This is a genomic window from Acetobacter conturbans (assembly GCF_011516755.1).
GTDB classification, from domain to species: domain Bacteria; phylum Pseudomonadota; class Alphaproteobacteria; order Acetobacterales; family Acetobacteraceae; genus Acetobacter; species Acetobacter conturbans.
In genome coordinates this window covers 1-21,542 of record NZ_WOSY01000019.1, presented here as the reverse complement: position 1 = coordinate 21,542, position 21,542 = coordinate 1, and the positions used below count along the sequence as shown (strand labels likewise).

The following is a 21,542-nucleotide window of genomic DNA, read 5'->3' as shown; positions in this document are numbered from 1 at the left end:
CTTATTTTCCGGTTTGTGTTGCTGGGTCAGAAGAGGTCTGGGTGCCGGTTTTCCGGACCCGCCGCCCGATGAAGCCACGGGCCTGCCGGAGCGCCATGCCCGCCGTAATGTGAGGATGTGCGGCTTTTGGAACACCGATGCGCTGGGACAGGTAAATCCCGGAATGACCGGAGCAGAGATAGGCAATGAAGCAGCCCGTCGCGATGTAGATGACGTCCGTAGCGCCAAACAGCTCGACCCCCATGAAGGTACAGGCCAGAGGGGTATTGGCCGCCCCCGCAAAAACAGCCACAAACCCGACTGCCGCGAGAAGATCGGTCGGCACGCCGAGAAAGGTGGACAGCGTATGTCCCAGACCGGCGCCAATGAAGAAAAGGGGCGTGACTTCCCCGCCCTTGAAGCCGGTCGACAGGGCGGCAACCGTGAAGACAAGCTTCCACAGCCAACTCCACGTATAATCACCCGGATGGAAGAAATTGAGGATTGAGGCACCATCAGGCGTGGCCGCCACCACACCAAGACCGAGATAGTCCCGTGATCCGGCGATGAAGACGAGCGCGATGGTCAGTACGCCGCCAATGGCGGGACGCAGCCAGGCAATGGGGCAAAGCGTGCGGAAAACCGGGCTGAGGCGGTGAACGGACTCTGCAAACAGCAGGCTGGTCAGGCCGAAGCAGACGGATGCCACACCGACCTTCAGCAGAAGCACCGGATCCGTATGAAAGATCTGGCCGGAAAGATCAGGATAGCCGGCAAACCCGATCCTGTAAGGGACGTGATGAATACCCCAGGAATGACACACCATATCCGCGAGGATTGAGGCTGCCGCGACCGGAACAAGAGCACGGTAGTCAATACAACCGATACTCAGCACTTCCATGGCGAAGACGGCACCCGCGACGGGTGTTCCAAAGACCGCGCCAAATCCTGCCGCGATCCCGGCCATCAGGATGATGCGGACCCCGTTGTCGTCCAGACGGAACAGGCGGGCGAACCCGGATGCGATACTGCCACCGATCTGGACCGCTGTTCCTTCCCGGCCGACTGAGGCCCCGAACAGATGGCTGACGACGGTGGCGATCAGAACAAGAGGAGCCATACGCAGTGGCACACCGCCACCCGGTTCATGGATCTGATCGACGATCAGATTGTTACCCCCTTCGGCGGAACGCCCGAACCAGTGATACGCCAGCCCAACGACAACGCCTGCCACCGGCAGGAACCACAGCAGGCCGGGATGGGCGAAGCGATAGTCGGTGACATGATCGAGCGCCCAGAGGAAGACGGCGCATAACGTGCCGACGCAGGCTGCCATAGGCAGCAAAAGCCCGCTCCAGCGCAGAACGGCGAGAATATTTACTACGATGGAATTCTGAAACAGCGGAAGACGACCCATGACCCTGAACACACTCCTCCCTCACGTGCCATTATGGCGAGGTAGGAGTCATCAGCCCTTGGGGCGGTTCGACTTCTTTACGAAGTCAGGCAGAGTCCATTGCCGTTACGTCACACTACGATTTATCCGTTGCCTCATGTCAATGATAAATCTGTAAGGGGAAAAGAAACTTTGATAGCCTGACGAATAGGTTCAGACATTGCGCTTCCGCCTTCATGTCGGACATAAAAGTGGGTTGGCTCGCCTTTCGCATAACGGACATAGTCCGCGCAGTCCCCCGCTATCACTTGGAGCCGAGAGTGGGGTGATCGTTATGGGAAATAACCAGCAAGAATACAGGCGCTTAGGTTGGCCGTAGCAAGACACGCCCGAAGCCACTGGGCAGGGAGTATAAATCATTTGGATCGGGCAACGATGCTTTCGGTTTTCGGCCTTGACACGATGATGTTCGGTGCGGGCGGCAATCCAGATTTTATGGACAGCGTCAAGATTCATGAAGGCAATTCCGAACCCAACCAGAAGGTCGAGCCAGACCGAATGGTGGCCGAGCGTGATACGGAAGCAGTTTTCATTCTGGGTTCTATTGGCATATCGGACATAATCTTCAAGTAGTTCTGTGCAGCAGTGGCCCATACCTGTCACTTGAACAAGGTTTCCGGAACTCCCGTTTCGTTTTCAGAAAAACTACCAAATTTGACAGCAAGAATAGGCAAAACAAACAGGTTAAGTATCATTGATGTCATGAGCCCTCCAAGAATGACAGCTGCCATAGGTCCTTCGATTTCCCGCCCAGGCGCATTCATATCAACAGCCAGAGGCGCCAGTCCAAGCGCCGTAACGAGCGATGTCATGAGTACGGGGACGACGCGGTCTCTGGCCCCCCGGAGCGCTGTTGTTACTCCCCATGTGAGATGTTCCCGCTCGACCAAAGTCTCAAAATGCGAAATCATCATCACCGAATTCCGAAGCGTAATCCCGAATAGAGTAACGAAGCCGACTGTTGCCCCAAGAGTTAGCGTTGTGCCGGAAACAATGATTGCCAGAATGCCGCCGACAAATGCGAAGGGAAGATTGACGAGTATCAGAGCGAGATTGCGCCATCCTTGTGTGATTATTGAGAGCAGAATCATGACCGCTATGGCAGCGAGCCCGGAATTTATAAACAGTTCCTTGCGTGATTGTGATTCAGCTTCCGCTGCGGATGTAAACTGAACGTAGGTTCCAAGAGGCAGTTTGATATTTTTTGCTATAGTCGTGCGTGCGTCCTGAACGAAAGATTGAGCTGATCGTCCTGTAACATTTGCGGTGACAGTCTGTGTTCTCTGTGCTCCCAGATGTGACACCTGATAGCGACCGTTCGTCTCATATATGTCTGCGACAGCGCGGAGTGGTACGTAGTTTCCGTGAACAGTATGCAGTGGCAGGAAGCCGACAGACGCAACATCATTACGACTTGCGTCATCAAGACGAACCATAACATTAAAAGCCGCAGAACGCTCGTATATCTGCCCCACGGTTTCACCCTGCCAGGCTGTATGGATGGATCGGAGTACATCCGCCGACCGAAGCCCCCAGCGCTCCAGATCAGCAGGGCGTAGCCGAATAGCAAGTTCCGGAACACCAGGGGGTGCTTCTATCCGGACATCTGTTGCGCCATGTATCTGATGCAACATGCGGACAATATTATTTGCCTGGATATCCAATACATCCAGATCATCGCCAATAATATTGATTGCCACAGCCGAAGACGAACCAGAAAGGGTTTCGTTTACGCGCATCGTCAAAAAACTACTGACAGAAAAACTGGCCCCAACGAACCCGTCAAGCGCTTTGCGAACGCGAGCATCAATCTGTCGGGAAGCCTTCCCATCCACCTGATTCAAATCAACCTCAAACTCGCTGGTATGTGGTCCATACGTGTCCTCATCCAGCGAGGCGCGTCCGACTCTCTGAGCAACCGAACGGATTTCGGGAAGCTGACGAAGTTTTTCTGTAACCTGTCTACCTAATTTCAGAGACTGTTCCAGGGAAGTCCCCGGAGCAGCCGTCATATGAATGATAAGGTGACCTTCCTTGAAATCAGGAATGAAATCGCTTTCAAGGAATGGAAGGGCCGCAAACCCTATCAAGGTGGTCAGGATCATCCCGCCTATAACAAATCGGGGATGGCGCATTAATCTGGCCAGAAGACGTTCATAAGCTCTGGCGGTCCATCCTGCCAGGGGGGGCTCTCTCCGGGTTTCTCCAGGCGTCGCCAAGAGCCATGCGCAGAGTGCAGGTACAACGGTTACAGCAGCGGCAAGAGAAGCCATGACCGCAAGAACATAAGCTGTTGCCAGTGGAGCAAACAGTCGTCCCGAAAGTCCGGGAAGGGCGATGACAGGCAAGAAAACGATAATGACAGCAAAGGTCGCGTAAACCACTGCACTGCGGACTTCAACGCATGCATCGAGTACGACGCGCGCTGTAGATGCGGGCTGGACCAGAAGCCGGTTTTCACGCAATCGGCGTGTAACATTTTCGACCCCGATCACGGCGTCATCCACGACCTCGCCGATGGCGATAGCAAGCCCCCCCAGGGTCATGGCATTCAAAGTAACCCCGAGTGTCTCCAGCAACGACAGGGCTATCAGAATAGCCAAAGGTATGGTGGCGCAACAGATTGCAGCGGTTCGCAGGTCAAAAAGGAAAAGAAAGATTACGGCAACCACCAGAAAACCGCCCAGAAGCAATGCTCGTGTGGCATTCCCCAATGCGGTCGTAATGAAATTGGCGGGTCGGAACAGGTCAGCATGCAATGTAATCCCCTGTCCCTGCAATTGCGGGCGGAAATCGGTAAGTGCCGCCTCGATTTCCCGGGTCACAGCCATCGTATTGGCACCGTACTGTTCCCATATATTAACCACAATGCCTGTCTTTCCCTCGATACTGGCCGCGCCGAAGGCGGGAATAGGGGCTTCAGTTACAGTGGCAATACTGCCCAGTGTGACAGCACCATTATCAGAGCGGACAATCACAGTGCGGGCCAGACTTTCTGGCGTCAGGGCCTGACCGTCAGACTGAAGAACGACTCTTTGGTTCGGGGTATCAATAAAGCCGGCCCCCTGTATGCCAGTTGCTTCCTGGGCAGCCGCAAGGACGTCATCAAGTCCGATATGATGCAAGATGAGTTGGTCTGGATGTACCTGTATCTGGAGTGACCGACGCTCCCCGCCAAACACACTGACTCCAGCCACACCAGGCAACGCCAGCAGACGCGGCCTTAATGACCAGTCAGTAAGCGTGCGCAACTGCATGAGGGACTGTTGTTCCGACGTCAGACCAATCACCAGTACCAGACCGGCGGATGAGGTCAGTGGCGTCATAGTCGGAGCATGAACACCGGCTGGCAATTGCTGTGCAACAACATTCATTTGTTCCCCGACCAGTTGCCGGGCGCGATAAATATCGGTCGATGTCGCAAACAGGACGTTGACGACTGACAGTCCCTGAATCGAAGTCGATTGCACGCGCTGAATACCCGGGAGGCCGGTCAGGGCAATTTCCATTGGGCGACTAACCAATGTTTCGACCTGTTCCGGCGTAAAACCAGCGGCTTCGGTCTGGATCGTGACCCGTGGCGGAATGAATTCCGGAAACACATCATAGCTGGCATGTCTCAAGCCATACAGGCCATAGAAGAACAACAGACATGCGGTTGCGATAACCACGCCCCGGAAGCGGATCGAAAACCCGATAATAGCTGCCTGAAGGCTGAAAGAACGTCCCGTCATCAGTCGTCATCGTCTCCTGATTCAAGCTGAGCTCGGAATTCTTCAGACAGAAGTAATTGCGTACCCTCTACGACGATTTGCGTTTCGTGTGTGATTTGTCCTGGAGTATCTTGGATCAGGTAGCCACCTTCTCGGTCCGGCACGTCGGTCGTAAGGGGTAGGCGTGTAAATTTTCCGTGTCCGTTATCACGGTATATCCACGACTTACCTTGCAGCCAGATAATAGCTGATGCAGGTATCCGGATACCGGGACGTTCCTCTTCGGTAGGCAGGAGAACGGAAACATTCATGCCCGCGACAAGCTGACTTTCAGCCGACGCAAAATAGAAAAAGCTACGCCCCTGAATAGCAGGATCGGTCATGGTTACAGGAGACAAATAGTGGAGCATTGTCCCGTGTCCACCCGTGTTTCCATAATCGGTCACATCCGCCTGACTTGGTGGGGTTGGTAGATCCGTATCTGGTGGAAGGGTCACCTTGACCAAGACCACTTGTTGTTGAAGTAACTGTGTAATGAAAATTGTATTTTTTTCGGTAGCGTCAGATATGACCGAACCAAATTGCTGTCTGATAATATTAAGTGCGTTATTCACCCGGACCTGTTCTGCTTTTACCATAGCTGAGTTGGACTGAAATCTGGCTGTTGTCTCCTGGAATTGTTCCTGAGAGATATTCTGCCGGTCGCGATACAGTCCTTTGTCACGATCGAGTTTCGCACGGGCAAGCGTCTGCTGTGCCTGCATGCTCTCCAGCCGCGCTTTCATGTCAGCATAATCACTAACAAGAGTGATAAGTTGTGTTGCGTTCAGAACGTAACCATAGGCGGGAACCAACTTTCTCCAAGGCACGATGCTGGGTCGTGCAGAAGCGATGCCACTCTTCGTAACTGCTTCCGGGGAGACCGTCACGGTCGCCTCTGCGCCAAGAACCGAAACTGGTGGATCATCATCATCTGCAATAGCAATGTTCGCCACGTTTAGAACTAGGAAGACAGAAAGACCTACAAGAGGCAGCCAGAAGGCCCTCGCTTTCATGGTGAGTTCCTTTGGTTATTTTCAAGCAGGCCGGAAACCTGCGCGGCACTGGTGTGATCAAAAATGGGCTGCTGCATGCCATCTTCGATCTGACCTATGGCTTGCCGTTGCTGAATTTCTGCTTCAAGAAGAGCGGTCTCTGCTTGAATCTGCTCTATATGAGTCATAACCATCGTTGGTCGGTCGATTGCGCCTGACTGAAGGCGGTGCTGCATCTGGTTCAGCCTTACCCGTACGGTTTTGGCAAGTTCATCCGCCTGTAGCAGAATTGATGTCGTGCCGCGGTAATTGGCCGTAGCCTGCGAGATGGACTTAAACACCGTGTTCTCTGCACGCCGGAGACGAGCCGCCGCCTCATGCTCCTGCCCAACAGCTTCAGCTATGGGGCCTTCGTTCTGATTGAAAATCGGAATTTGCAGAGAGGGATTTACCTCAAAGCGATTTGAAATATCCCAGTTATAGGCGGGACTGATGGTGACATCGGGATAGCGTCGGGAAACTTCGACCCGTAGAGCCTGTCGGGCGGCGTCATAAGACGCAAGAAGTTCCCGCAGATCCGCGCGTTGCATTACGGCTTGGTATCTCATGTCCTGTGAATCGCGGTATTCCATGAGGTCGGGACAGACATCAAATGCTTTTGTATCAAGAGCAATGGAATCAAGTGCTTCGGCAGGAACCCCGATTGCTCCTGCCAGAGCTGCCTTACGGACGGCATACTCGCGCCGCAGATCACTGACAGACAACTCGGCATGGATCATTTCCGTCCGTACCTGCGATATTTCGAGAGCGGATGCTCGCCCCTGATCAAAACGTGCCTGTTCCAGGGTAAAGAGTTCGCGTTTAGCTGCCGCAGTCTCTTCCACAAGCTTGAGGCGCCCGGATACAGCCCAGACGCCGAGAAGAGCAGACCGCGTGTCGCTGCGTAGTTTCCATGCAGTATTGATGACTTCCCATTGCGCGACGGCAGCCCGATATCTGGCTTCTTTGATACGGTGATAACGCCTGCCGAAAAATTCGATCAGTATTGACGCGCCGTAGCCGACGTAATGAGCCGATGGGCCACCCAGCACCGTGAAACTGGGATTGGGCAGTTGACCGGCTGTCTTGATTCCAGCGCGAGCCGTTTCCAGTTCAGCTTTAGCTACAAGGATATCGGGATGAAAATACAAGGTAGCAAGCGTCAGGCGAGTGATGCCCCATGCGTTTTCCTGACTCGATACGTTTGGTCCGAGAACTTTTGTAATGAATTCTTGCAATCCGGCATCCGTAAATTGACGGCTGGAAAATTTCTGGACATCTGATTCCGGCGAAATATTTGAGTGATCACTATTTGTACAGCCACAGAGCAGGGGAAAAATCAGGAGAATGAATGCCGCATTATAGCGTGTGCGTCTCCTTACCTGCTTAATATATTCTAGAGTATTATATGATTTATACATTGATATGTCGTGATATATCTGATTTGTTATCTGTTAGTTCTACTCTCGATTGTCGCATAATCTGCACACCTCCACTAATACCAAGCATCGCAAGGATGGCAGCTACCGCAATATCCGGCCACGCAGAACGAGTGCCAAACACGCCCAGAGCTGCCAGCACAACGGCAACATTTCCGATCGCATCATTACGAGAGCAGATCCATACAGAACGGCGGTTGGCATCACCTTTCCGGTGTGTCCATAATATGAGGGCACAGGCCAGATTGACCGCGAGGGCAAGCAGACCAATGCCGCCCATTGCGTCTGGGTGAGGCGGATGGTTGCTGTTCATTACTATCCACCCAGCATTGGCCATTACCCATAGCCCAGCCATGAACAGGGTCAGGCCTTTCAGAAAGGCCGCGCCAGCTCGCCATCGCAATGCCATTCCGGCAACACTGAGGCTTATTGCGTAGTTGGCGCTGTCGCCAAGGAAATCAATCGCGTCCGCCTGTACGGATGCAGATCCAACCGACACGCCAGCCCCAGCTTCAACGGCAAACATGCTGGCATTGAGAAAAAGCGCGATCAGGAGCGCTCTCCGCCATGATTTATTGATTGGTAGCGGCGTATCTGTGCATCCACCACAGCATCCTCCTGCCATCCAGCGCCTCCCTGACGAATCATCTGTTTTAATGTATGCTCCCTGTAGCAACTACAGGGTCAAGAGGCAGGGAATGCGATCGATTGGTGCCTTGGGGAAGGCGACGAATACCAAAGTCGAGACGATCCGCTATTACGAACGGATCGGTCTTCTGGCTCCGCCACAGCGGACCGATGGCAATTATCGCACTTATGATGATGAGGCACTCGCGAGACTGTCTTTTATTCGTCGATCTCGGGATCTGGGTTTTTCATTAGACCAGGTAAGAGCTCTATTATCCCTAACGGATCAGGGAACCCAGGATTGTAAGACAGTTGATAGAATTGCTCGTGACCATATGGCAGAAATTGAGCGCAAAATTGCGGATCTCATCGCATTGCGCCATGAACTTTCTACGATGATAGAATCATGCGGAGGAGGTAATATTTCAGAATGCCGAATTATTGAAGCACTTTCTCCGTTTGATAATTAGTTCTCCTGACTTTTTTCGCAGCCAGTCGATTCTGCATTTGACGGAAGATTACCCGAAATAGTTATACGGCCTCATCCTCACGTGTCAGAATCTGAAAAATCCTCATGGAAAATTCAAGGACTATACGTGCTCCCATGGTGGCAGTTTATGATCAGGCCAGTTCTGAAGCAGACATTCGGCTTCCCCCCCGTTGCCGTCGTGATTTCGGCGAGGCTGCGGCCTCGCCGTGTTGCGGAACGAGGGGCAGGGTGTCTCCGTGGTCGGATGGGGTCCCGCGCGGGAAGTAGTCATAGGAGGAAGAGGGTGGTTTCGCCTCTGGTGCCGAATAACCGGTATCAGAGGAGAGTTTTCCATGACCACAACCACCATCCTGCCCCCTGCGTTCCGTGGTGCGGCGTCCGGCGGCTTCCGGATCGATCCTTCGCGCGGGGAGCGTAGTGCCCGCGTCTCGTCCGAATGGTTCTCGCGCCCCGATGACGAGCGGTATCTGTCCCTATCTGATTTGCACGCGGCCACTCTTGGCCGTGCCGAGCGCGCCACGGCCCGCACGGTAGAAAGCCGCGCCATCCGAGTGGAGGCGAGCCGCGACAATGCCGAGCGCCTGACCCTGACCGTGCCGGGGCAGAATGACCCGATTGCTCCCACACACTGGTCCTTTGGCCAGATGTGCAGCCTGGTTGGTGCCCCCTCGTCGTACCTGCGCAATCTTCCGGCTCCGCTGGCGGCAATCAACCTGCAGCACGGGTTGCTGTCGCACCGGGCCGAACTGGTCAAGACGCTGGAAACCGAGGACGGGCGTGTGGAACTGCGCGCCGTCACGGGGCCGGATTACGGCCGCATCTGGGACCATGAGCTGGTTGGGGCGGTGCGCAAGATCGCCGGCGATGGCACAGGTGATACCAACTGGAAGGTGCCGGGTGTGATCGACTGGGCGACCATGACCCATAATCCGTACGTGGACATCACGAAGGAAACCACGACACTCTACGCGTCAGACAGGGACGTTTTTTTATTCCTCGTGGATGATACGCATCCGATCGAGGCGGGACGTCTGCCCAACGGTGATCCCGATCTCTATTTCCGGGGTTTCTACGCCTGGAATTCCGAAGTCGGCAGCAAGAGCCTCGGCATCGCCTCCTTTTACCTGCGCGGAGTGTGTCAAAACCGCATGCTCTGGGGCGTGGAAAATTTCGAACAGATCACGATCCGGCATAGCAAGTTTGCAGCATCCCGTTTCGTGCATCAGGCGACACCAGCGCTACGGAATTTCGCCACGGCCAGCCCGGCCTCGTTCGTCTCCGGCATTCAGGCTTCGCGCAAGGCGCTGGTGGCCAGAACCGATGAGGACCGCGAAAGTTTCCTGCGTCGTCGCGGGTTCTCGAAGCCAGAGACGGCGAAGATCATCGAAACCGTGCTGCATGAGGAAGGGCGCAAGCCCGAGAGCGTGTTCGATTTCGTGCAGGGGATTACCGCACTGGCCCGCACCAGGGCCAATCAGGATACGCGGCTGGATCTGGAAGAGAAGGCCCGCAGGCTGATGGAACGGGCTTCCTGAAAGCCGACTGCACGCTTTTCCGCCAATACGTTTTTACGAGCCCGGCCACCGCGCCGGGCTTTTTCGTTTCGGGAGTTTTCCGATGGCTGATTTCTTCACGCATTTTTCCTGCGTTCTCGATGTGGGCACAGTGGACAATGCCGCAAAGGCGCTCGACCTCTACAATGAATTCATCGACGAACTGGCGGCGGAAGACCCGCCCTCTGACGGTTTTGTCCTGTCGATCGTGCCGGAATATGGTGGCACGAAACTCTGGATGCACGATGAGACAACCGGCGATCCGCATCAGGTGGTGGATTTCGTGCTACGCTGTGCGCGGGCATTCCGGCTGCGGGGGCGATGGGGGTTCCAGTGGGCCAATAGCTGTTCACGTCCCCGGATCGGCGCCTTCAGCGGAGGCGCGCATCTGCTTGACCTTGGCAGGCGCAAGACGATTTCATGGATGACCACCGATCGCTGGCTGGCGATCGCCCTGGACGGAGGCAATCCCGACACAGGAGGGCAGGGCGATGACCTTGCATGACGCGGGCGATCTGGCCCGCCGTCTGGCGGAGAACGCAGAGGCGGTGTGCCGTCGGTATCTGTCCGCTGGTCGTCGTCACGGCAATTACTGGCTGGTCGGTGACGTACGCAACACGCCCGGCCGGTCGCTGTTTGTCCGGCTGCACAACACCGCCAACGGCAGGGCGGGAAAATGGACGGACGCGCAGTCCGCTGAACATGGCGACCTGCTGGACGTGATCCGCGAAAGCCTCGGCCTGGTGGATTTCCGCGACGTGGCCGACGAGGCGCGCGCCTTTCTCAGCCTGCCGCGTCCCGATCCGGTACCGTCGTCACAGGACCGTCCGGCCCGTGAGCGTGGCTCTGCCAGTTCTTCTGAAGCCGCACATCGGCTCTGGGCCATGTCCGGGCCGATCGTGGGTACATCCGTAGAAGCGTATCTCCGTAGACGCGATATTACGCTTTTGCACGGAGCCGGCGCCCTGCGCTTCCATCCGCGCTGCTTTTACCGCCCGGACGAGGACAGTCCGACCGAGACCTGGCCCGCCATGATCGCCGCCGTCACCGATCTCGACGGCACTCTGACCGGTGTGCATCGCACCTGGCTGGCGGCGGAAGGGCGCGGCAAGGCGCCGGTCGATCATCCGCGTCGCGCCCTGGGCGGGCTGCTCGGCCATGCCGTGCGCTTTGGGGTGGCATCCGATGTGCTCGCCGCCGGGGAAGGCATCGAGACGGTGCTGTCGCTGCGGCAGGTTCTGCCCGATCTGCCATTGGCCGCATGCCTGTCCTCGGCGCATCTCGCCGCCCTGATCTTTCCGCCGCTGCTGCGCCGGCTCTACGTGCTGCGCGACGATGATCCGGCCGGGGATCAGGCGCTGGCGACGCTGCACGCCCGCGCGGATGACGCCGGGATCGAGGTGATCGGGCTGTCGCCACGGCTGGGCGATTTCAACGATGATCTCCGGGCGCTCGGACGCGGCGCACTGCGGGCGATCCTGCATCCGCAACTTGCGCCACCGGACGTGGCACGGTTTCTGGAGACTGCCGGCACATGAGCGGGCCGGAAAGAGGGGCGGGCGGTTTCCGTCTTCTATCGGCGGTCCTGTCGTGCCTCCCGTTCGGCAGGTTCGCGCCCCGGCCTTTCAAGTGGGGAGCGGGCGTCAGCCGGGCCGGGCCTTCAATGGCGTGAGCCAGCTATTTTCCGTCGCGCCCCTTTGGGGGCGCTTTACATCGCGAAGCAAAATAGCCGGCCCCCTGCCATCCTTCGCTGTGCTGCGGCCGCGCGCGAGCGCGCGGTTCCGGCCCGTCCCTGGTCTGCCGCTATCCGCCCCCGGAAAGGCCGCGAAGGGCGCGGCCGGAGACCTGGGAGGACCGCATCATGACCCGCACCGATGATTTTGAACCGCCGCACGCCGCTTCATCCACCGCCCATGTGCTGGCTGAACTTCAGATGTATGGCTACCGTCCCTTCGAGGACGAGCCTGATCCAAGGCCGCTGCCCGAAGCTCCGCGCATCGGGGGTGCTGTGGCCGACATCTTCGACGCCGTCGCCGCGACGCTGACTGACACACGGCTGGAACCGGACCTCGAAGCGCTGCTCTGGTCCACCGTGAACATCTTCCACCGCATGGTCGGCCAGGTCGAGCGTGAGCTTGACCGCAACGAGCAGGCGCAGAAACGCAGCCAGCAGGATCAGGATGGCAGCGAGATCCGCTCGGTGGAACTGGAGCGACTGATCGCCGAAGGGCTGACACTGATCGAACGCCGCAACGCCTACGAGATCTTCCGCGACGAGGCGCAGGAGCAGTTCGAGCGGCTGACCCTGAGCGCGTGGCGGCCGAAGACCGGCTCGCTGGTATCGCGGCGGACCATGACGGCCTCTATGATCGACAGCCGTGACTTTCTCAACGCCCGACGCCGCGCCGAGAGCGAATTGCTGGTCCCGCCCGGCCCCAAGGTCGTCGTGACCGGGGGGCTGGACTTCGACGACCATATCCTGATCTGGGACCGGCTGGACAAGGTCCGTGCCAAGCATCCCGACATGGTGCTGCTGCATGGTGGTTCGCCCAGGGGCGCGGAGTTCGTCGCGTCTCGCTGGGCTGATCACCGCGAGATCGTGCAGATCGCTTTCAAGCCGGACTGGACGAAGCATGCCAAGGCCGCGCCCTTCCGCCGCAACGACGCCATGCTCGATACCTTGCCGATTGGCGTCATCGTCTTTCCCGGAACCGGTATCCAGGAGAATTTGGCCGACAAGGCGAAGCGCCTCGGTATCCCGGTCCTGCGGTTCGGAGGCGGCGCGTGAGCGCCGTCTTCAGTCCGGATTACCCGTGACGGCGATCCGCGCGGAACGGGCATAGAAGGCCAGCTCGGTATCGCCGGGCGCCAGAAGGTCGAGCAGGCCCTTCATGTCCTGCATGTCCGAATAGGACTGAAACGGCCCTGGTTGCTGTTCAATGGCCAGCACTGCAATGGCGAGCGCCTTTTTGACCAGATGCAGTTCGCGTCCCGTGATGTCCGCCATGACGTTGTCTCCCTGAGCAGCCCCACGATGCACGTCCGCTTGGCGGACGTCAGTACGATTCTCGTTCCGTCGATACATCGTTTTCTCTATGATGCGGATTGCGCCGTGGTGGTGGTGGCAGGCGTGACCGTCAGATCATGTCATCTTTACGGGAGCCGCCACCATGGTGATCTTCGCACCGTTCCTGATCGTCGCCGGCATCGGATTTTTCTGCTGGCTCATGTTCACGCTCGCGGTCTTCGCCTTGCCGTTTGCTGGCGGGTTGTATGCCGGGCTCTGGGCGTTTCATACCGGTGCCGGAGTGATTGGCGCCCTGATCGTCGGCGTCGTGGCGGGGATAGCGACTTTCGTCGCCGGTCAGATCGCACTCGCCTGCGCGCCGTGGATCTGGCTGAGAGGGCTGATCGTCCTGCTCTATACCGTGCCCGCCATCATTGCCGGTTATAGCGCCACGCACGGTCTCGCCGAGATGATGATGCCGTCCGTCGTCTGGCAGCTCTTCTTTTCGGTCATCGGCGCCATTGCGGTCGGCATCACCGCGTTCGTCCGCTTTACCGGCATGGCCCCGCCCGAACCGGCCAACGGGAGCGTCGCGCGGGTCTGACCGCCTGCGCGGCAGCCGGCGGGCAGGCATGGATCAGGTACCTGCCTGTCTTTCCACGTCATCGAGAGGCGGGGAGCGATGGGCAGCGAAGCGCGGATGCGACGCGCTGTTCCAGATACGGTCCGCCTGTTGAAGCAAACGAACTGGCGCTCTGATTTCCCGCAGGCCGATCGCAACGGGGAAGCCGGGCATGTCCGGTGAGGCGCAGTCCCGGAACGGGCCGGTTCGGTGGGCTGGTATGGAGGGAGGATGACGCCGTCATTCTGGTTGCCGCCGGATCTCGTGCGCTGTGCCGGTCGCCATAGTCTCCGTGATGTGTGCTCTGTCGGGCCGCGCACGCATGCTGCCTCTCAAGATGGCTGATCTAGCCGAAGGCCGGCTACGCCTCGATCGGCTATGGCGCAACAACGGGCCATAATTTTCTTCCCCTGCCGGCTGCGCCGTCATTCCTCGCGCACCAAGAAAATTCTGTCCCGCCGTCCTCCGCTGCGCTTCGGCCCCAAGGGATGCGCCGCCGCTCGCCTCCGTCTGTCCGATCGCCATCGAGGCCGCAATGGTGCGGGCTCGATAACAGAGATCACGGAGAGTATCATGGCCACCATCGGCACCTTCAAGAAAGTCGGCAACGGGTATAACGGCGAGATCGTCACCCTCTCGCTCCAGACCCCCAACGTCCGTATCGCTCCCGAGACCACGCGCGCGAACGACAACGCCCCCAGCCACCGCGTCTTCGTAGGCAGGGTGGAGATCGGGGCGGCCTGGTCCCGGCGCTCCAACGAGGGGCGCGACTATCTGAGCCTCAAGCTCGACGATCCGAGCTTCAACGCCCCGATCTTCGCCAATCTCTTCGATGACGAGGACGGCGAGGGTTACAGCCTGATCTGGTCCCGCCCCAATGGTCGCCGCAACGGCGACTGAAGTGCCCGCGATCCCCGCCCGGCCGGTCCGGGCGGGGCCTTCGCATGACCGGTTGGAAACCAGCGGGCGTGCGCAGCAGTCGCGCTCCTCTCGATCTGCCGGGGTGCGGGCAAGAAAGGGGAACAGGGCTTCCCTCAGTCTTCCCATTATACCATGCCCGGCGTGAACCGCCTCAAGGACGCGCGGTCCCCCCAATTTTGCCCGGCGCACCCTACGGGCACACCGGACAAAATCGGCTCCCCCGGGCGCCGCTGGCGCGGTCGCCTGCGGCGATCCCTGACCCGGCTCCCGCGTGCATGAGGCGGAGTCCTGTCTTCGAGAAACGAAAGGAGCAGGACGATGACCACGCTACACGACCATATCCAGATGCTGCGCGCCGAACTGACCAGCTTTTACCTGAGCCACGGGGAGCGCCGACGGATCGAACGAGAACTGAAGCTGGCATGCGCGCAATTCGCGGCGGACCGATACGACGAGACCCCCCCCGCATAGAGCGGGGGGCTTTTCGTATGGTCGCCCGTGCCATCGGATATCCAGGCGCCGATTCCACTTTGCCATCCTCCTGAAAGAACGTTGTTGAATCTCTCTAACACGACTATTATAGTCGTATTACTGGTGTGCATGCCCCGCGTGTCGGATGTGATCATGGATGATCACTGGCCGACAGGTAAGGGCGGCACGGGCACTCCTGAACTGGACACAGGAGATGCTCGCTGAAAAAGCCCTCGTAGCACTGACCGCGCTCAAGCGCCTTGAATCCGAACGCGGTCTCGGCGTTCATGAGGGCACGACCGACCAGGTTCGCCGCGCGCTGGAAGCGGCGGGCATCCTGTTCATCGAGTCCGGACAAGGGCGTGGCGTCATGTTTCTTAACGAGACTTCCGGCATCGAAACGCGGCAGGCTAGGGTGCGTCGCGTTCGTTCTCCGACCTGATCGACTCCATCATGCAGAAGCCCCCGCTCGACCCGTCTGTCGCCGACAGCGCTCCGGAAGCGTCCTGTCTCACCGGCTACGACGAACAGCATCTGATTACCTATCTCCGCCTGCTGGATGCCGAGGCCGACGGCGCCGACTGGCGCGAGGTCGCCCGCATCGTGCTCCACCGCGACCCGGTGGTTGACCCCGAGGGCGTCCACCGCTGCTGGCACAGTCATCTGGCGCGGGCGCACTGGATGACCGAGCATGGCTACCAGCATCTGCTGCGCGGCGGCGCGCCCCACTGACACCCTGAATCGTTGCGTGACCTGCAAGACCTGTTGCAGGTGCGGGGCGTAGCGGGCAACGGGACGGTCTGGCATACTCTCGCGAGCAAGTACTTGCCCTGTTCCCACCCGTTACGCATCGGAGACGACGCCATGAGCCGCGCCAACTGGCGGTCGGCGGGCGCGTACGAGGGCCTGCGGTCGCTCGACGCTCCTGCCTTTGCCTTGCAGTTTGTCAGTCGCAATCGGGACTTTATCCGTGATCGTGCCGCCCTTCAGCGCGCCGCGCTCCGGGCCGCGCTGTCCACGTCAGACGCCGAAGCCTTCGCCCGGCGCTGGGGGTTGCGATTTCGAGAGTGTCCGCACGGCCCTCAATCCGCGTACCGCCCGCTGGACTGTTGCGGTATCGCCGGCCGTGATTGCGGTTGTCCGCCTGCCGACAGCACTGGCTGACGCGGCGTATCATCCGGTCTCCCTCGCTCGGGCAGAACTGCCGCCTGATATGGCGGGAGAAGTGCTGGTCGAGCAGGGGGAGATGATCCTGCGGCTGTACGTCTTGCCGCCTGACGGGGCTCAGCTCGGCGTGCTCCTGCCGCTCGACGCGCTGTTCGAGGTGCGTGTCCAGGCCGCCCTGCGGCTCTGGCGCGTGCTGATGGATCGGCGTCCCGGTCGTGATCCGGCCTGCCTGTCATCCGATCGCATCCGCAGGCTGATCCTGGCGCTCCGGACGCTCGATGGCCTGGACGACGGGGTGTCGCAGCGCGAGATCGCCGGCGTCCTGTTCGGTCGGGAGGTTTCCGCAGGGGACTGGCTCTCCCATGATCTGCATTTCCGCATGAAACGGCTGGTGCGTTTTGCGCGGGGACTGACTGACGGAGGATATCGGCGCCTGCTACTGCACCCGTTTCGGGGACGATAGTGGATGATGAATGTCTTGTAGGGCCGGAAGAACAGAACAAGGAGGCTGATAGTATCCATGGCCTCACTGCTGGCCGCTCCGGTGCTTTGTGTCGAGGAAAACCGAAAATGGTCCGCTATTGGAGACGCGTGACGGTTCGTTGAAAAGAAGAAGTGAGGCTTCAGATACATAAGGAGAAAATAGTCCATTCCTGAACATTATACGTCAAAAGATAACGTTGACACGAGCCATCGCATGTTTGCATCGGGAATGTTTCTGCAGGGGCAGTTATTTTGTAATCGAATACCGCAACCCAGATATGGAAAACCTGCCCGGAAAAATTGGCCTGACGGCGAATTTTTCCGGACATTTATTCGAAGTTTATCAGGTGGTCAGGAGCTTTTCACTGGTCAACCGCATGACGATGCCATGCCGGAGCGCATGCAAGCCCTCGATTTCAACTTCAATGTCGCGAGCCTTGAGTTTGGATACGATCTTCTCAATCATAGCCACCGAGGTCACGTCCCAGAAATGGGCGTTGTTCAGCCTGATGACGACCCGGCGCGCATTGGTCCTGAAGTCGATCTGATCGTGAAGAAGGTCAGACGAAGCAAAGAAAACCTGTCCCTCAACCTCGTAGATATCCGTACCCTCTTCTCTGATCTTTTTGACGTGCATCAAATGCGTCATAGACCAGGCAAAGAACACACCACTGAGCAGAACACCGACGAGCACACCTAGAGCCAGATCCGAGGATGCGACAGTCACGGCAACGGTTACGACCATGACGAGGCTTGAGAGCTTTGGAAAACGCGCAAGATCACGCAGGGATGACCACGAGAATGTGCTGATTGAGACCATGCACATAATGGCGACAAGGGCAGCCATTGGAATGCGGGCGACATAAGTATGCAGCATGACCATCAGAAACAGCAGGAAAGCGCCGGCAGTAAAGGTCGACAGACGTCCTTGGCCGCCGTACCGAAGATTGCCGACTGTCTGCCCTACCATACCGCACCCGGCGATGCCGCCGAACAGTCCTACAAACACATTCGAGACACCAAGACCTACGCATTCCATTCTGGGATCACCGTGCGTGTCGGTCTCATCATCCACGACACCTGCTGTCATTAGAGATTCAAGGAGGCCCACAGATGCCATCGCAAGGGCATAGGGAAACACAATTTTCAGTGTGGCCAGATTGAATGGTACGTGGGGGATCGTAAAAGCAGGAAGGCCTGTCGGCAGCGTGCCCAGATCAGAGACAGTGTGCACCGGCATTGGATACCACATCGTGATGCCTGTCAGAACTACGATACAGATCAGGGGCGACGGTATCAGGGTTGATATCCGTGGCATGAGATAGATGATGGCAAGCCCAAGGGCAATCAGTGCATACGTGTGCCACGTCACATGAAGCATTTGTGGTAACTGTGCCGAAAAGATCAGGATCGCGAGAGCATTCACAAAGCCGGTGCGGACCTCAGCCGATACGAAGCGCATAATGACCTGAAAGCCAAGCGCACCGAAAATGATCTGTAGTCCGCCAGCCAGTAATGTCGCGACGAGAAGGTATTGAAGCCCGTAGCTATGCACGAGGGCCGCGGCTACGAGGGCCACGGAACCCGCCGCCCCTGAGATCATTCCCGGGCGGCCACCGGTGATGGAAATGGCGACGCTAATGACAAATGACGCGAAAAGGGAGACGGCGGGAGAGACGCCGGCAACGTAGGAGAAAGCAATGACCTCGGGAATGAGGGCGAAGGTGCCGACCATTCCGGCCAGCACTTCGCGCAGCGGGTTATAAGCCCACTGCGACCGATAAGTCGCAAAGTTCATGGCGTTTTTTCGAAACCTCTCTAGGTAGTAAGCACGCTCAATAAGGTTTCGTCGTATTGTGGCCCGACGCGGCAATGGTGCTTGCAGGGTAGTCAGGTCGTGAGGTCGATGCAACCCGAGAAGACAGACCAGCCAACACAACGTTGACTGCTGCAATGGCGTGATCGTCTTGTGAGGACCGACATCCCAACGTCCCAGAACGTATGGACTGTAGACCGCTGCCCCACTGTTGAACCCGGCTTTCTTTCTCTGTTGGCTGAACCGGACGGCGACACGATGCAGTAAGCGGTCCAGGCCCCATGTCCTTGGCTACTGGGTCATGGGGCCCGGCATGGGCTAAGTTCGCAATTTGCTGAGAGCAGACCATATGGCATGGGTTATGGTTCAGAAACTGGCAGACTGGCTCGTGTCATCGCAGCATGATGTCCGCTTACCGAAACCTTCAGCAGAACTTTGTATGATTGGGACGAGGGCGAAAGCCGAAATCCAGTTGGTTCGGTCGCCCGGTTCGAGGCGGCCGCGTCGCCATCTCCCGCCAGTCAAGGACCGATCTCGCCCCCCGATGAGATCGGTCCTAGTCCCGGAAGACCTCGCTCCGCCACGCTGATCCCTGCTGGCCGCATCTGTCCCGCGGCCCCAGCCAGCGACCACGGAGCCACCTCATGTCCGCCAATTACAGCGATCTGCCGCCGCGCTATCTGCGCACGCCCGACGCCTCGCGCTTCGTCGGACTATCTATTCGCACACTGGAGAAACACCGGATCTACGGCACCGGACCGCGCTACTCGAAGCTCGGTGGCCGCGTGGTCTATCGGGTGGATGAGTTGCAGGCCTGGGTCGAGAGTGGTGCCCGCGCCCATACCTCGGACACCACTGCCGGCGTCGTGCCGGCGGCCGCGCGGCAAAGTCCGCTGATTCCGCCGACATCACGCGGGAGCCGTCGCTGATGCCTCCGCCCGGCAGGGCGCGCTCCGAGCGCGAGCAACTGGAACTCTTCCACGCTATCGCGGGAGATTTCGCTCCTCGTGACGCACAGGATCTGATGGCGTTTCCGTTCTTCAGCCTCGCCAAATCCCCCCGCATGGTCCCGATCGATTACCGGACCCCGGACGTCACCATCCGGGTCGAGGCGTCTGCCGAACATGGCATGGCCACGATCTGGGATGCTGACGTGCTGATCTGGGCCGCCAGCCATCTCGTTGCCGCGCGTGACGCCGGTCGGCGCACGTCGCGGCTGATGGTGGCCAGCCCGCGCGAGATCCTGACCTTCATCGGTCGGGGCGACAGCGCGCGGGACTATGAGCGGCTGGAAGCGGCCTTCGACCGGCTGCAATCCACCACGATCAAGACGTCGCTGCGGCAGACCGGCAAGGGGCAACTGCACCGCTTTTCCTGGATCAACGAATGGAAACGGCATACCGCGCGGGAAGGGCGCACCCGCGTGATCGAACTGATCCTGCCCGACTGGTTCTACCAGGCGGTTCTCGATGACGCGCTCGTGCTGACCATCGACCCGGCCTATTTTGGCCTCACCGGCGGTCTGGAGCGCTGGCTCTATCGCATCGTGCGCAAGCATGGCGGTCGCCAGCGTGCGGGCTGGGCCTTCGGCCTGCGCCATCTCTACGAAAAATCCGCCAGTCTTTCCCCCTATCGGCGCTTTGCCTTCGAACTGCGCGACATGGCGAAGCGGCAGCCCTTTGCCGGCTATCGGCTGTCGGTGCGTCCCGACCGCAACGGCAATGACACGCTGGCCTTTGCACCTGTCAAATTATCCACAGGCGTCTGTGGACAAGCTGTGAGTTCATCCGTGCTATCAGTTGTGGATTTATCCGTGCCATCACTGCCACGGCATCCGTGCTATCGTTTGCGGAAAACGCCGAATCATGACATTGAATCAATTGGTTACGACGCCCTTAACTTAGATTCTAACTTAAAAGAGTCTAACTTTAAGGATGTTGGCCCCCCTGCCGATCCGTGGAAAACCCCCGGAGAGGGGCCATGATCGTGGCTTTCCTCAACCAGAAGGGCGGCGTCGGCAAGACGACGCTGGCGCTGCATCTCGCCGGCCAATGGGCTCGGGAAGGCCAGCGCGTGACGGTCATCGACGCCGATCCGCAGGGTTCGGCGCTGGACTGGTCGGCGCAGCGCGCGCGGGAAGGACTGCCCCGGCTGTTCGGCGTGATCGGGCTGGCACGCGACACACTCCACCACGAGGCGCCCCAACTAGCTCAGGGGGTGGATCACGTCGTCATCGACGGTCCGCCTCGGGTGGCGGCATTATTGCGCTCCGCTCTGCTGGCTGCCGACCTGGTGCTGATTCCCGCGCAGCCTTCGCCGTTCGACGGATGGGCTTCGGCCGAGATGCTGCGGCTGCTGGAGGACGCGCGCTTCTTCCGTCCCGGCCTGCTGGCCCGCTTCGTGCTCAACCGCTGCGCCGCGCGCACGGTCATCGCCCGCGAAACCCGGCTGGCGCTGATGGGGCATGAGCCTGCCGCTCTAGCGGCGCGGATCGGCCAGCGGGTTGCTTTCGCCGACGCCGCGCGCACCGGCCGCCTGGTCTGCGACCTGCGCCCGCACGGGATTGCCGCCCGCGAAATCGCCGCCCTGACGGCCGAGATCGGGGGGCTGGTGCCATGACCCTCCTGACCGGCGACAGCGCGCTCCTGATGCCCTGGCACGGCCCCTACGACATGATCCTGGTCGACCCGCCCTATGGCGATACGTCGCTCGCCTGGGACCGGCG

At 58.9% G+C, this 21,542-nt stretch carries 22 protein-coding genes, 1 pseudogene and 1 riboswitch; of the genes and pseudogenes, 16 read left to right on the top strand and 7 right to left on the bottom strand.

Features of this window, described 5'->3' with window-relative positions:
- Window position 1: 1 nt before the first annotated feature.
- Window positions 2–1,396: a voltage-gated chloride channel family protein gene (locus GOB81_RS14485; RefSeq protein WP_173571121.1), complete on the bottom strand. Its 1,395-nt coding sequence runs from the start codon at window positions 1,394–1,396 to the stop codon at window positions 2–4.
- 35 nt (window positions 1,397–1,431) lie between these two features.
- Window positions 1,432–1,509, bottom strand: a riboswitch (Fluoride riboswitch).
- Between the two features lie 301 nt (window positions 1,510–1,810).
- Between GOB81_RS14485 and GOB81_RS14480 the strand changes: the two genes are divergently transcribed.
- Window positions 1,811–2,008, top strand: a complete 198-nt coding sequence (locus tag GOB81_RS14480) for a hypothetical protein (protein ID WP_062247652.1) — start codon at window positions 1,811–1,813, stop codon at window positions 2,006–2,008.
- Window positions 2,009–2,034: 26 nt separating this feature from the next.
- On the opposite strand, the gene GOB81_RS14475 is transcribed toward GOB81_RS14480, so the two are convergent.
- The 4 genes from GOB81_RS14475 to GOB81_RS14460 are packed head-to-tail and all read right to left on the bottom strand — an operon-like array spanning window position 2,035 to window position 8,285.
- A complete protein-coding gene (locus tag GOB81_RS14475) occupies window positions 2,035–5,169 on the bottom strand; it encodes an efflux RND transporter permease subunit (RefSeq protein WP_062247650.1) in 3,135 nt (1,044 codons plus the stop codon).
- Window positions 5,169–6,203 (bottom strand): efflux RND transporter periplasmic adaptor subunit, encoded by a 1,035-nt coding sequence (locus tag GOB81_RS14470; protein ID WP_173571120.1) that lies wholly within the window; start codon window positions 6,201–6,203, stop codon window positions 5,169–5,171. The genes GOB81_RS14475 and GOB81_RS14470 overlap by 1 nt, the downstream gene beginning before the upstream one ends.
- A complete protein-coding gene (locus GOB81_RS14465) occupies window positions 6,200–7,642 on the bottom strand; it encodes a TolC family protein (RefSeq protein ID WP_019088956.1) in 1,443 nt (480 codons plus the stop codon). Before GOB81_RS14465 ends, GOB81_RS14470 begins: the two co-directional genes overlap by 4 nt.
- A complete protein-coding gene (locus GOB81_RS14460) occupies window positions 7,635–8,285 on the bottom strand; it encodes a cation transporter (RefSeq protein ID WP_010516881.1) in 651 nt (216 codons plus the stop codon). Before GOB81_RS14460 ends, GOB81_RS14465 begins: the two co-directional genes overlap by 8 nt.
- Before the next feature lie 73 nt (window positions 8,286–8,358).
- On the opposite strand from GOB81_RS14460, the gene GOB81_RS14455 reads away from it, so the two are divergent.
- From GOB81_RS14455 to GOB81_RS14435, 5 genes are all read left to right on the top strand, one after another.
- On the top strand, window positions 8,359–8,757 hold the full coding sequence (locus GOB81_RS14455; RefSeq protein WP_003618791.1) for a MerR family transcriptional regulator: 399 nt from the start codon (window positions 8,359–8,361) through the stop codon (window positions 8,755–8,757).
- A 352-nt stretch (window positions 8,758–9,109) separates the two neighbouring features.
- Window positions 9,110–10,312, top strand: a complete 1,203-nt coding sequence (locus tag GOB81_RS14450) for a DUF932 domain-containing protein (RefSeq protein WP_146892212.1) — start codon at window positions 9,110–9,112, stop codon at window positions 10,310–10,312.
- An 82-nt stretch (window positions 10,313–10,394) separates the two neighbouring features.
- Window positions 10,395–10,835 (top strand): hypothetical protein, encoded by a 441-nt coding sequence (locus GOB81_RS14445; protein WP_003618738.1) that lies wholly within the window; start codon window positions 10,395–10,397, stop codon window positions 10,833–10,835.
- Window positions 10,822–11,868, top strand: a complete 1,047-nt coding sequence (locus GOB81_RS14440; protein WP_003618742.1) for a DUF7146 domain-containing protein — start codon at window positions 10,822–10,824, stop codon at window positions 11,866–11,868. Before GOB81_RS14445 ends, GOB81_RS14440 begins: the two co-directional genes overlap by 14 nt.
- 323 nt (window positions 11,869–12,191) lie before the next feature.
- A complete protein-coding gene (locus tag GOB81_RS14435; RefSeq protein ID WP_048858928.1) occupies window positions 12,192–13,118 on the top strand; it encodes a DUF2493 domain-containing protein in 927 nt (308 codons plus the stop codon).
- Between the two features lie 9 nt (window positions 13,119–13,127).
- Here GOB81_RS14435 and GOB81_RS14430 read toward each other — a convergent pair whose 3' ends face one another.
- On the bottom strand, window positions 13,128–13,337 hold the full coding sequence (locus tag GOB81_RS14430; protein ID WP_003618751.1) for a hypothetical protein: 210 nt from the start codon (window positions 13,335–13,337) through the stop codon (window positions 13,128–13,130).
- 163 nt (window positions 13,338–13,500) lie between these two features.
- Between GOB81_RS14430 and GOB81_RS14425 the strand changes: the two genes are divergently transcribed.
- From GOB81_RS14425 to GOB81_RS17985, 7 genes and pseudogenes are all read left to right on the top strand, one after another.
- On the top strand, window positions 13,501–13,941 hold the full coding sequence (locus GOB81_RS14425; protein WP_003618753.1) for a hypothetical protein: 441 nt from the start codon (window positions 13,501–13,503) through the stop codon (window positions 13,939–13,941).
- Between the two features lie 591 nt (window positions 13,942–14,532).
- Complete coding sequence (locus tag GOB81_RS14420; RefSeq protein WP_034931914.1) at window positions 14,533–14,859, top strand: DUF736 domain-containing protein; 327 nt, start codon at window positions 14,533–14,535, stop codon at window positions 14,857–14,859.
- Window positions 14,860–15,198: 339 nt separating this feature from the next.
- A complete protein-coding gene (locus tag GOB81_RS14415) occupies window positions 15,199–15,351 on the top strand; it encodes a hypothetical protein (RefSeq protein ID WP_170213666.1) in 153 nt (50 codons plus the stop codon).
- 157 nt (window positions 15,352–15,508) lie between these two features.
- Window positions 15,509–15,793, top strand: a complete 285-nt coding sequence (locus GOB81_RS14410; protein WP_026200050.1) for a helix-turn-helix domain-containing protein — start codon at window positions 15,509–15,511, stop codon at window positions 15,791–15,793.
- A gap of 11 nt (window positions 15,794–15,804) precedes the next feature.
- Window positions 15,805–16,083, top strand: coding sequence for a DNA -binding domain-containing protein (locus GOB81_RS14405; protein WP_010669065.1), 279 nt, complete (start codon window positions 15,805–15,807; stop codon window positions 16,081–16,083).
- Between the two features lie 132 nt (window positions 16,084–16,215).
- Window positions 16,216–16,356: pseudogene (locus GOB81_RS17990) on the top strand (transcriptional regulator domain-containing protein); the annotation flags it as partial.
- Complete coding sequence (locus GOB81_RS17985; protein ID WP_261766023.1) at window positions 16,322–16,981, top strand: DUF2285 domain-containing protein; 660 nt, start codon at window positions 16,322–16,324, stop codon at window positions 16,979–16,981. The pseudogene GOB81_RS17990 and the gene GOB81_RS17985, both read left to right, overlap by 35 nt.
- Before the next feature lie 363 nt (window positions 16,982–17,344).
- Here GOB81_RS17985 and GOB81_RS14395 read toward each other — a convergent pair whose 3' ends face one another.
- Window positions 17,345–18,799, bottom strand: a complete 1,455-nt coding sequence (locus GOB81_RS14395) for a SulP family inorganic anion transporter (protein ID WP_003618757.1) — start codon at window positions 18,797–18,799, stop codon at window positions 17,345–17,347.
- 662 nt (window positions 18,800–19,461) lie between these two features.
- On the opposite strand from GOB81_RS14395, the gene GOB81_RS14390 reads away from it, so the two are divergent.
- Genes GOB81_RS14390 through parA form a run of 3 tightly spaced genes read left to right on the top strand, consistent with a single transcriptional unit; the run spans window position 19,462 to window position 21,436 of the window.
- Window positions 19,462–19,746 carry a helix-turn-helix transcriptional regulator gene (locus tag GOB81_RS14390; protein WP_003618758.1) on the top strand — a complete coding sequence of 95 codons (285 nt, stop codon included), beginning with the start codon at window positions 19,462–19,464 and terminating at the stop codon, window positions 19,744–19,746.
- The gene (locus tag GOB81_RS14385; RefSeq protein WP_048858929.1) at window positions 19,746–20,801 is read left to right on the top strand and encodes a replication initiator protein A; all 1,056 of its coding nucleotides are present in this window, start codon (window positions 19,746–19,748) and stop codon (window positions 20,799–20,801) included. The genes GOB81_RS14390 and GOB81_RS14385 overlap by 1 nt, the downstream gene beginning before the upstream one ends.
- A complete protein-coding gene (parA, locus tag GOB81_RS14380; protein WP_003618761.1) occupies window positions 20,798–21,436 on the top strand; it encodes a ParA family partition ATPase in 639 nt (212 codons plus the stop codon). The genes GOB81_RS14385 and parA overlap by 4 nt, the downstream gene beginning before the upstream one ends.
- Window positions 21,437–21,542: the final 106 nt, after the last annotated feature.

What these genes read in the sequence shown, in the direction of transcription:
- GOB81_RS14415 (WP_170213666.1), top strand. Translation starts at nt 15,199, where the DNA reads ATGACCACGCTACACGACCATATCCAGATGCTGCGCGCCGAACTGACC.
- GOB81_RS14395 (WP_003618757.1), bottom strand. Translation starts at nt 18,799, where the DNA reads ATGAACTTTGCGACTTATCGGTCGCAGTGGGCTTATAACCCGCTGCGC.
- GOB81_RS14410 (WP_026200050.1), top strand. Translation starts at nt 15,509, where the DNA reads ATGATCACTGGCCGACAGGTAAGGGCGGCACGGGCACTCCTGAACTGG.
- GOB81_RS14485 (WP_173571121.1), bottom strand. Translation starts at nt 1,396, where the DNA reads ATGGGTCGTCTTCCGCTGTTTCAGAATTCCATCGTAGTAAATATTCTC.
- GOB81_RS14405 (WP_010669065.1), top strand. Translation starts at nt 15,805, where the DNA reads ATGCAGAAGCCCCCGCTCGACCCGTCTGTCGCCGACAGCGCTCCGGAA.
- GOB81_RS14450 (WP_146892212.1), top strand. Translation starts at nt 9,110, where the DNA reads ATGACCACAACCACCATCCTGCCCCCTGCGTTCCGTGGTGCGGCGTCC.
- GOB81_RS14475 (WP_062247650.1), bottom strand. Translation starts at nt 5,169, where the DNA reads ATGACGGGACGTTCTTTCAGCCTTCAGGCAGCTATTATCGGGTTTTCG.
- GOB81_RS14435 (WP_048858928.1), top strand. Translation starts at nt 12,192, where the DNA reads ATGACCCGCACCGATGATTTTGAACCGCCGCACGCCGCTTCATCCACC.
- GOB81_RS14480 (WP_062247652.1), top strand. Translation starts at nt 1,811, where the DNA reads ATGCTTTCGGTTTTCGGCCTTGACACGATGATGTTCGGTGCGGGCGGC.
- GOB81_RS14420 (WP_034931914.1), top strand. Translation starts at nt 14,533, where the DNA reads ATGGCCACCATCGGCACCTTCAAGAAAGTCGGCAACGGGTATAACGGC.
- GOB81_RS14465 (WP_019088956.1), bottom strand. Translation starts at nt 7,642, where the DNA reads ATGTATAAATCATATAATACTCTAGAATATATTAAGCAGGTAAGGAGA.
- GOB81_RS14385 (WP_048858929.1), top strand. Translation starts at nt 19,746, where the DNA reads ATGCCTCCGCCCGGCAGGGCGCGCTCCGAGCGCGAGCAACTGGAACTC.
- GOB81_RS14460 (WP_010516881.1), bottom strand. Translation starts at nt 8,285, where the DNA reads ATGGCAGGAGGATGCTGTGGTGGATGCACAGATACGCCGCTACCAATC.
- GOB81_RS14440 (WP_003618742.1), top strand. Translation starts at nt 10,822, where the DNA reads ATGACCTTGCATGACGCGGGCGATCTGGCCCGCCGTCTGGCGGAGAAC.
- parA (WP_003618761.1), top strand. Translation starts at nt 20,798, where the DNA reads ATGATCGTGGCTTTCCTCAACCAGAAGGGCGGCGTCGGCAAGACGACG.
- GOB81_RS14470 (WP_173571120.1), bottom strand. Translation starts at nt 6,203, where the DNA reads ATGAAAGCGAGGGCCTTCTGGCTGCCTCTTGTAGGTCTTTCTGTCTTC.
- GOB81_RS14430 (WP_003618751.1), bottom strand. Translation starts at nt 13,337, where the DNA reads ATGGCGGACATCACGGGACGCGAACTGCATCTGGTCAAAAAGGCGCTC.
- GOB81_RS14390 (WP_003618758.1), top strand. Translation starts at nt 19,462, where the DNA reads ATGTCCGCCAATTACAGCGATCTGCCGCCGCGCTATCTGCGCACGCCC.
- GOB81_RS14445 (WP_003618738.1), top strand. Translation starts at nt 10,395, where the DNA reads ATGGCTGATTTCTTCACGCATTTTTCCTGCGTTCTCGATGTGGGCACA.
- GOB81_RS14455 (WP_003618791.1), top strand. Translation starts at nt 8,359, where the DNA reads ATGCGATCGATTGGTGCCTTGGGGAAGGCGACGAATACCAAAGTCGAG.
- GOB81_RS14425 (WP_003618753.1), top strand. Translation starts at nt 13,501, where the DNA reads ATGGTGATCTTCGCACCGTTCCTGATCGTCGCCGGCATCGGATTTTTC.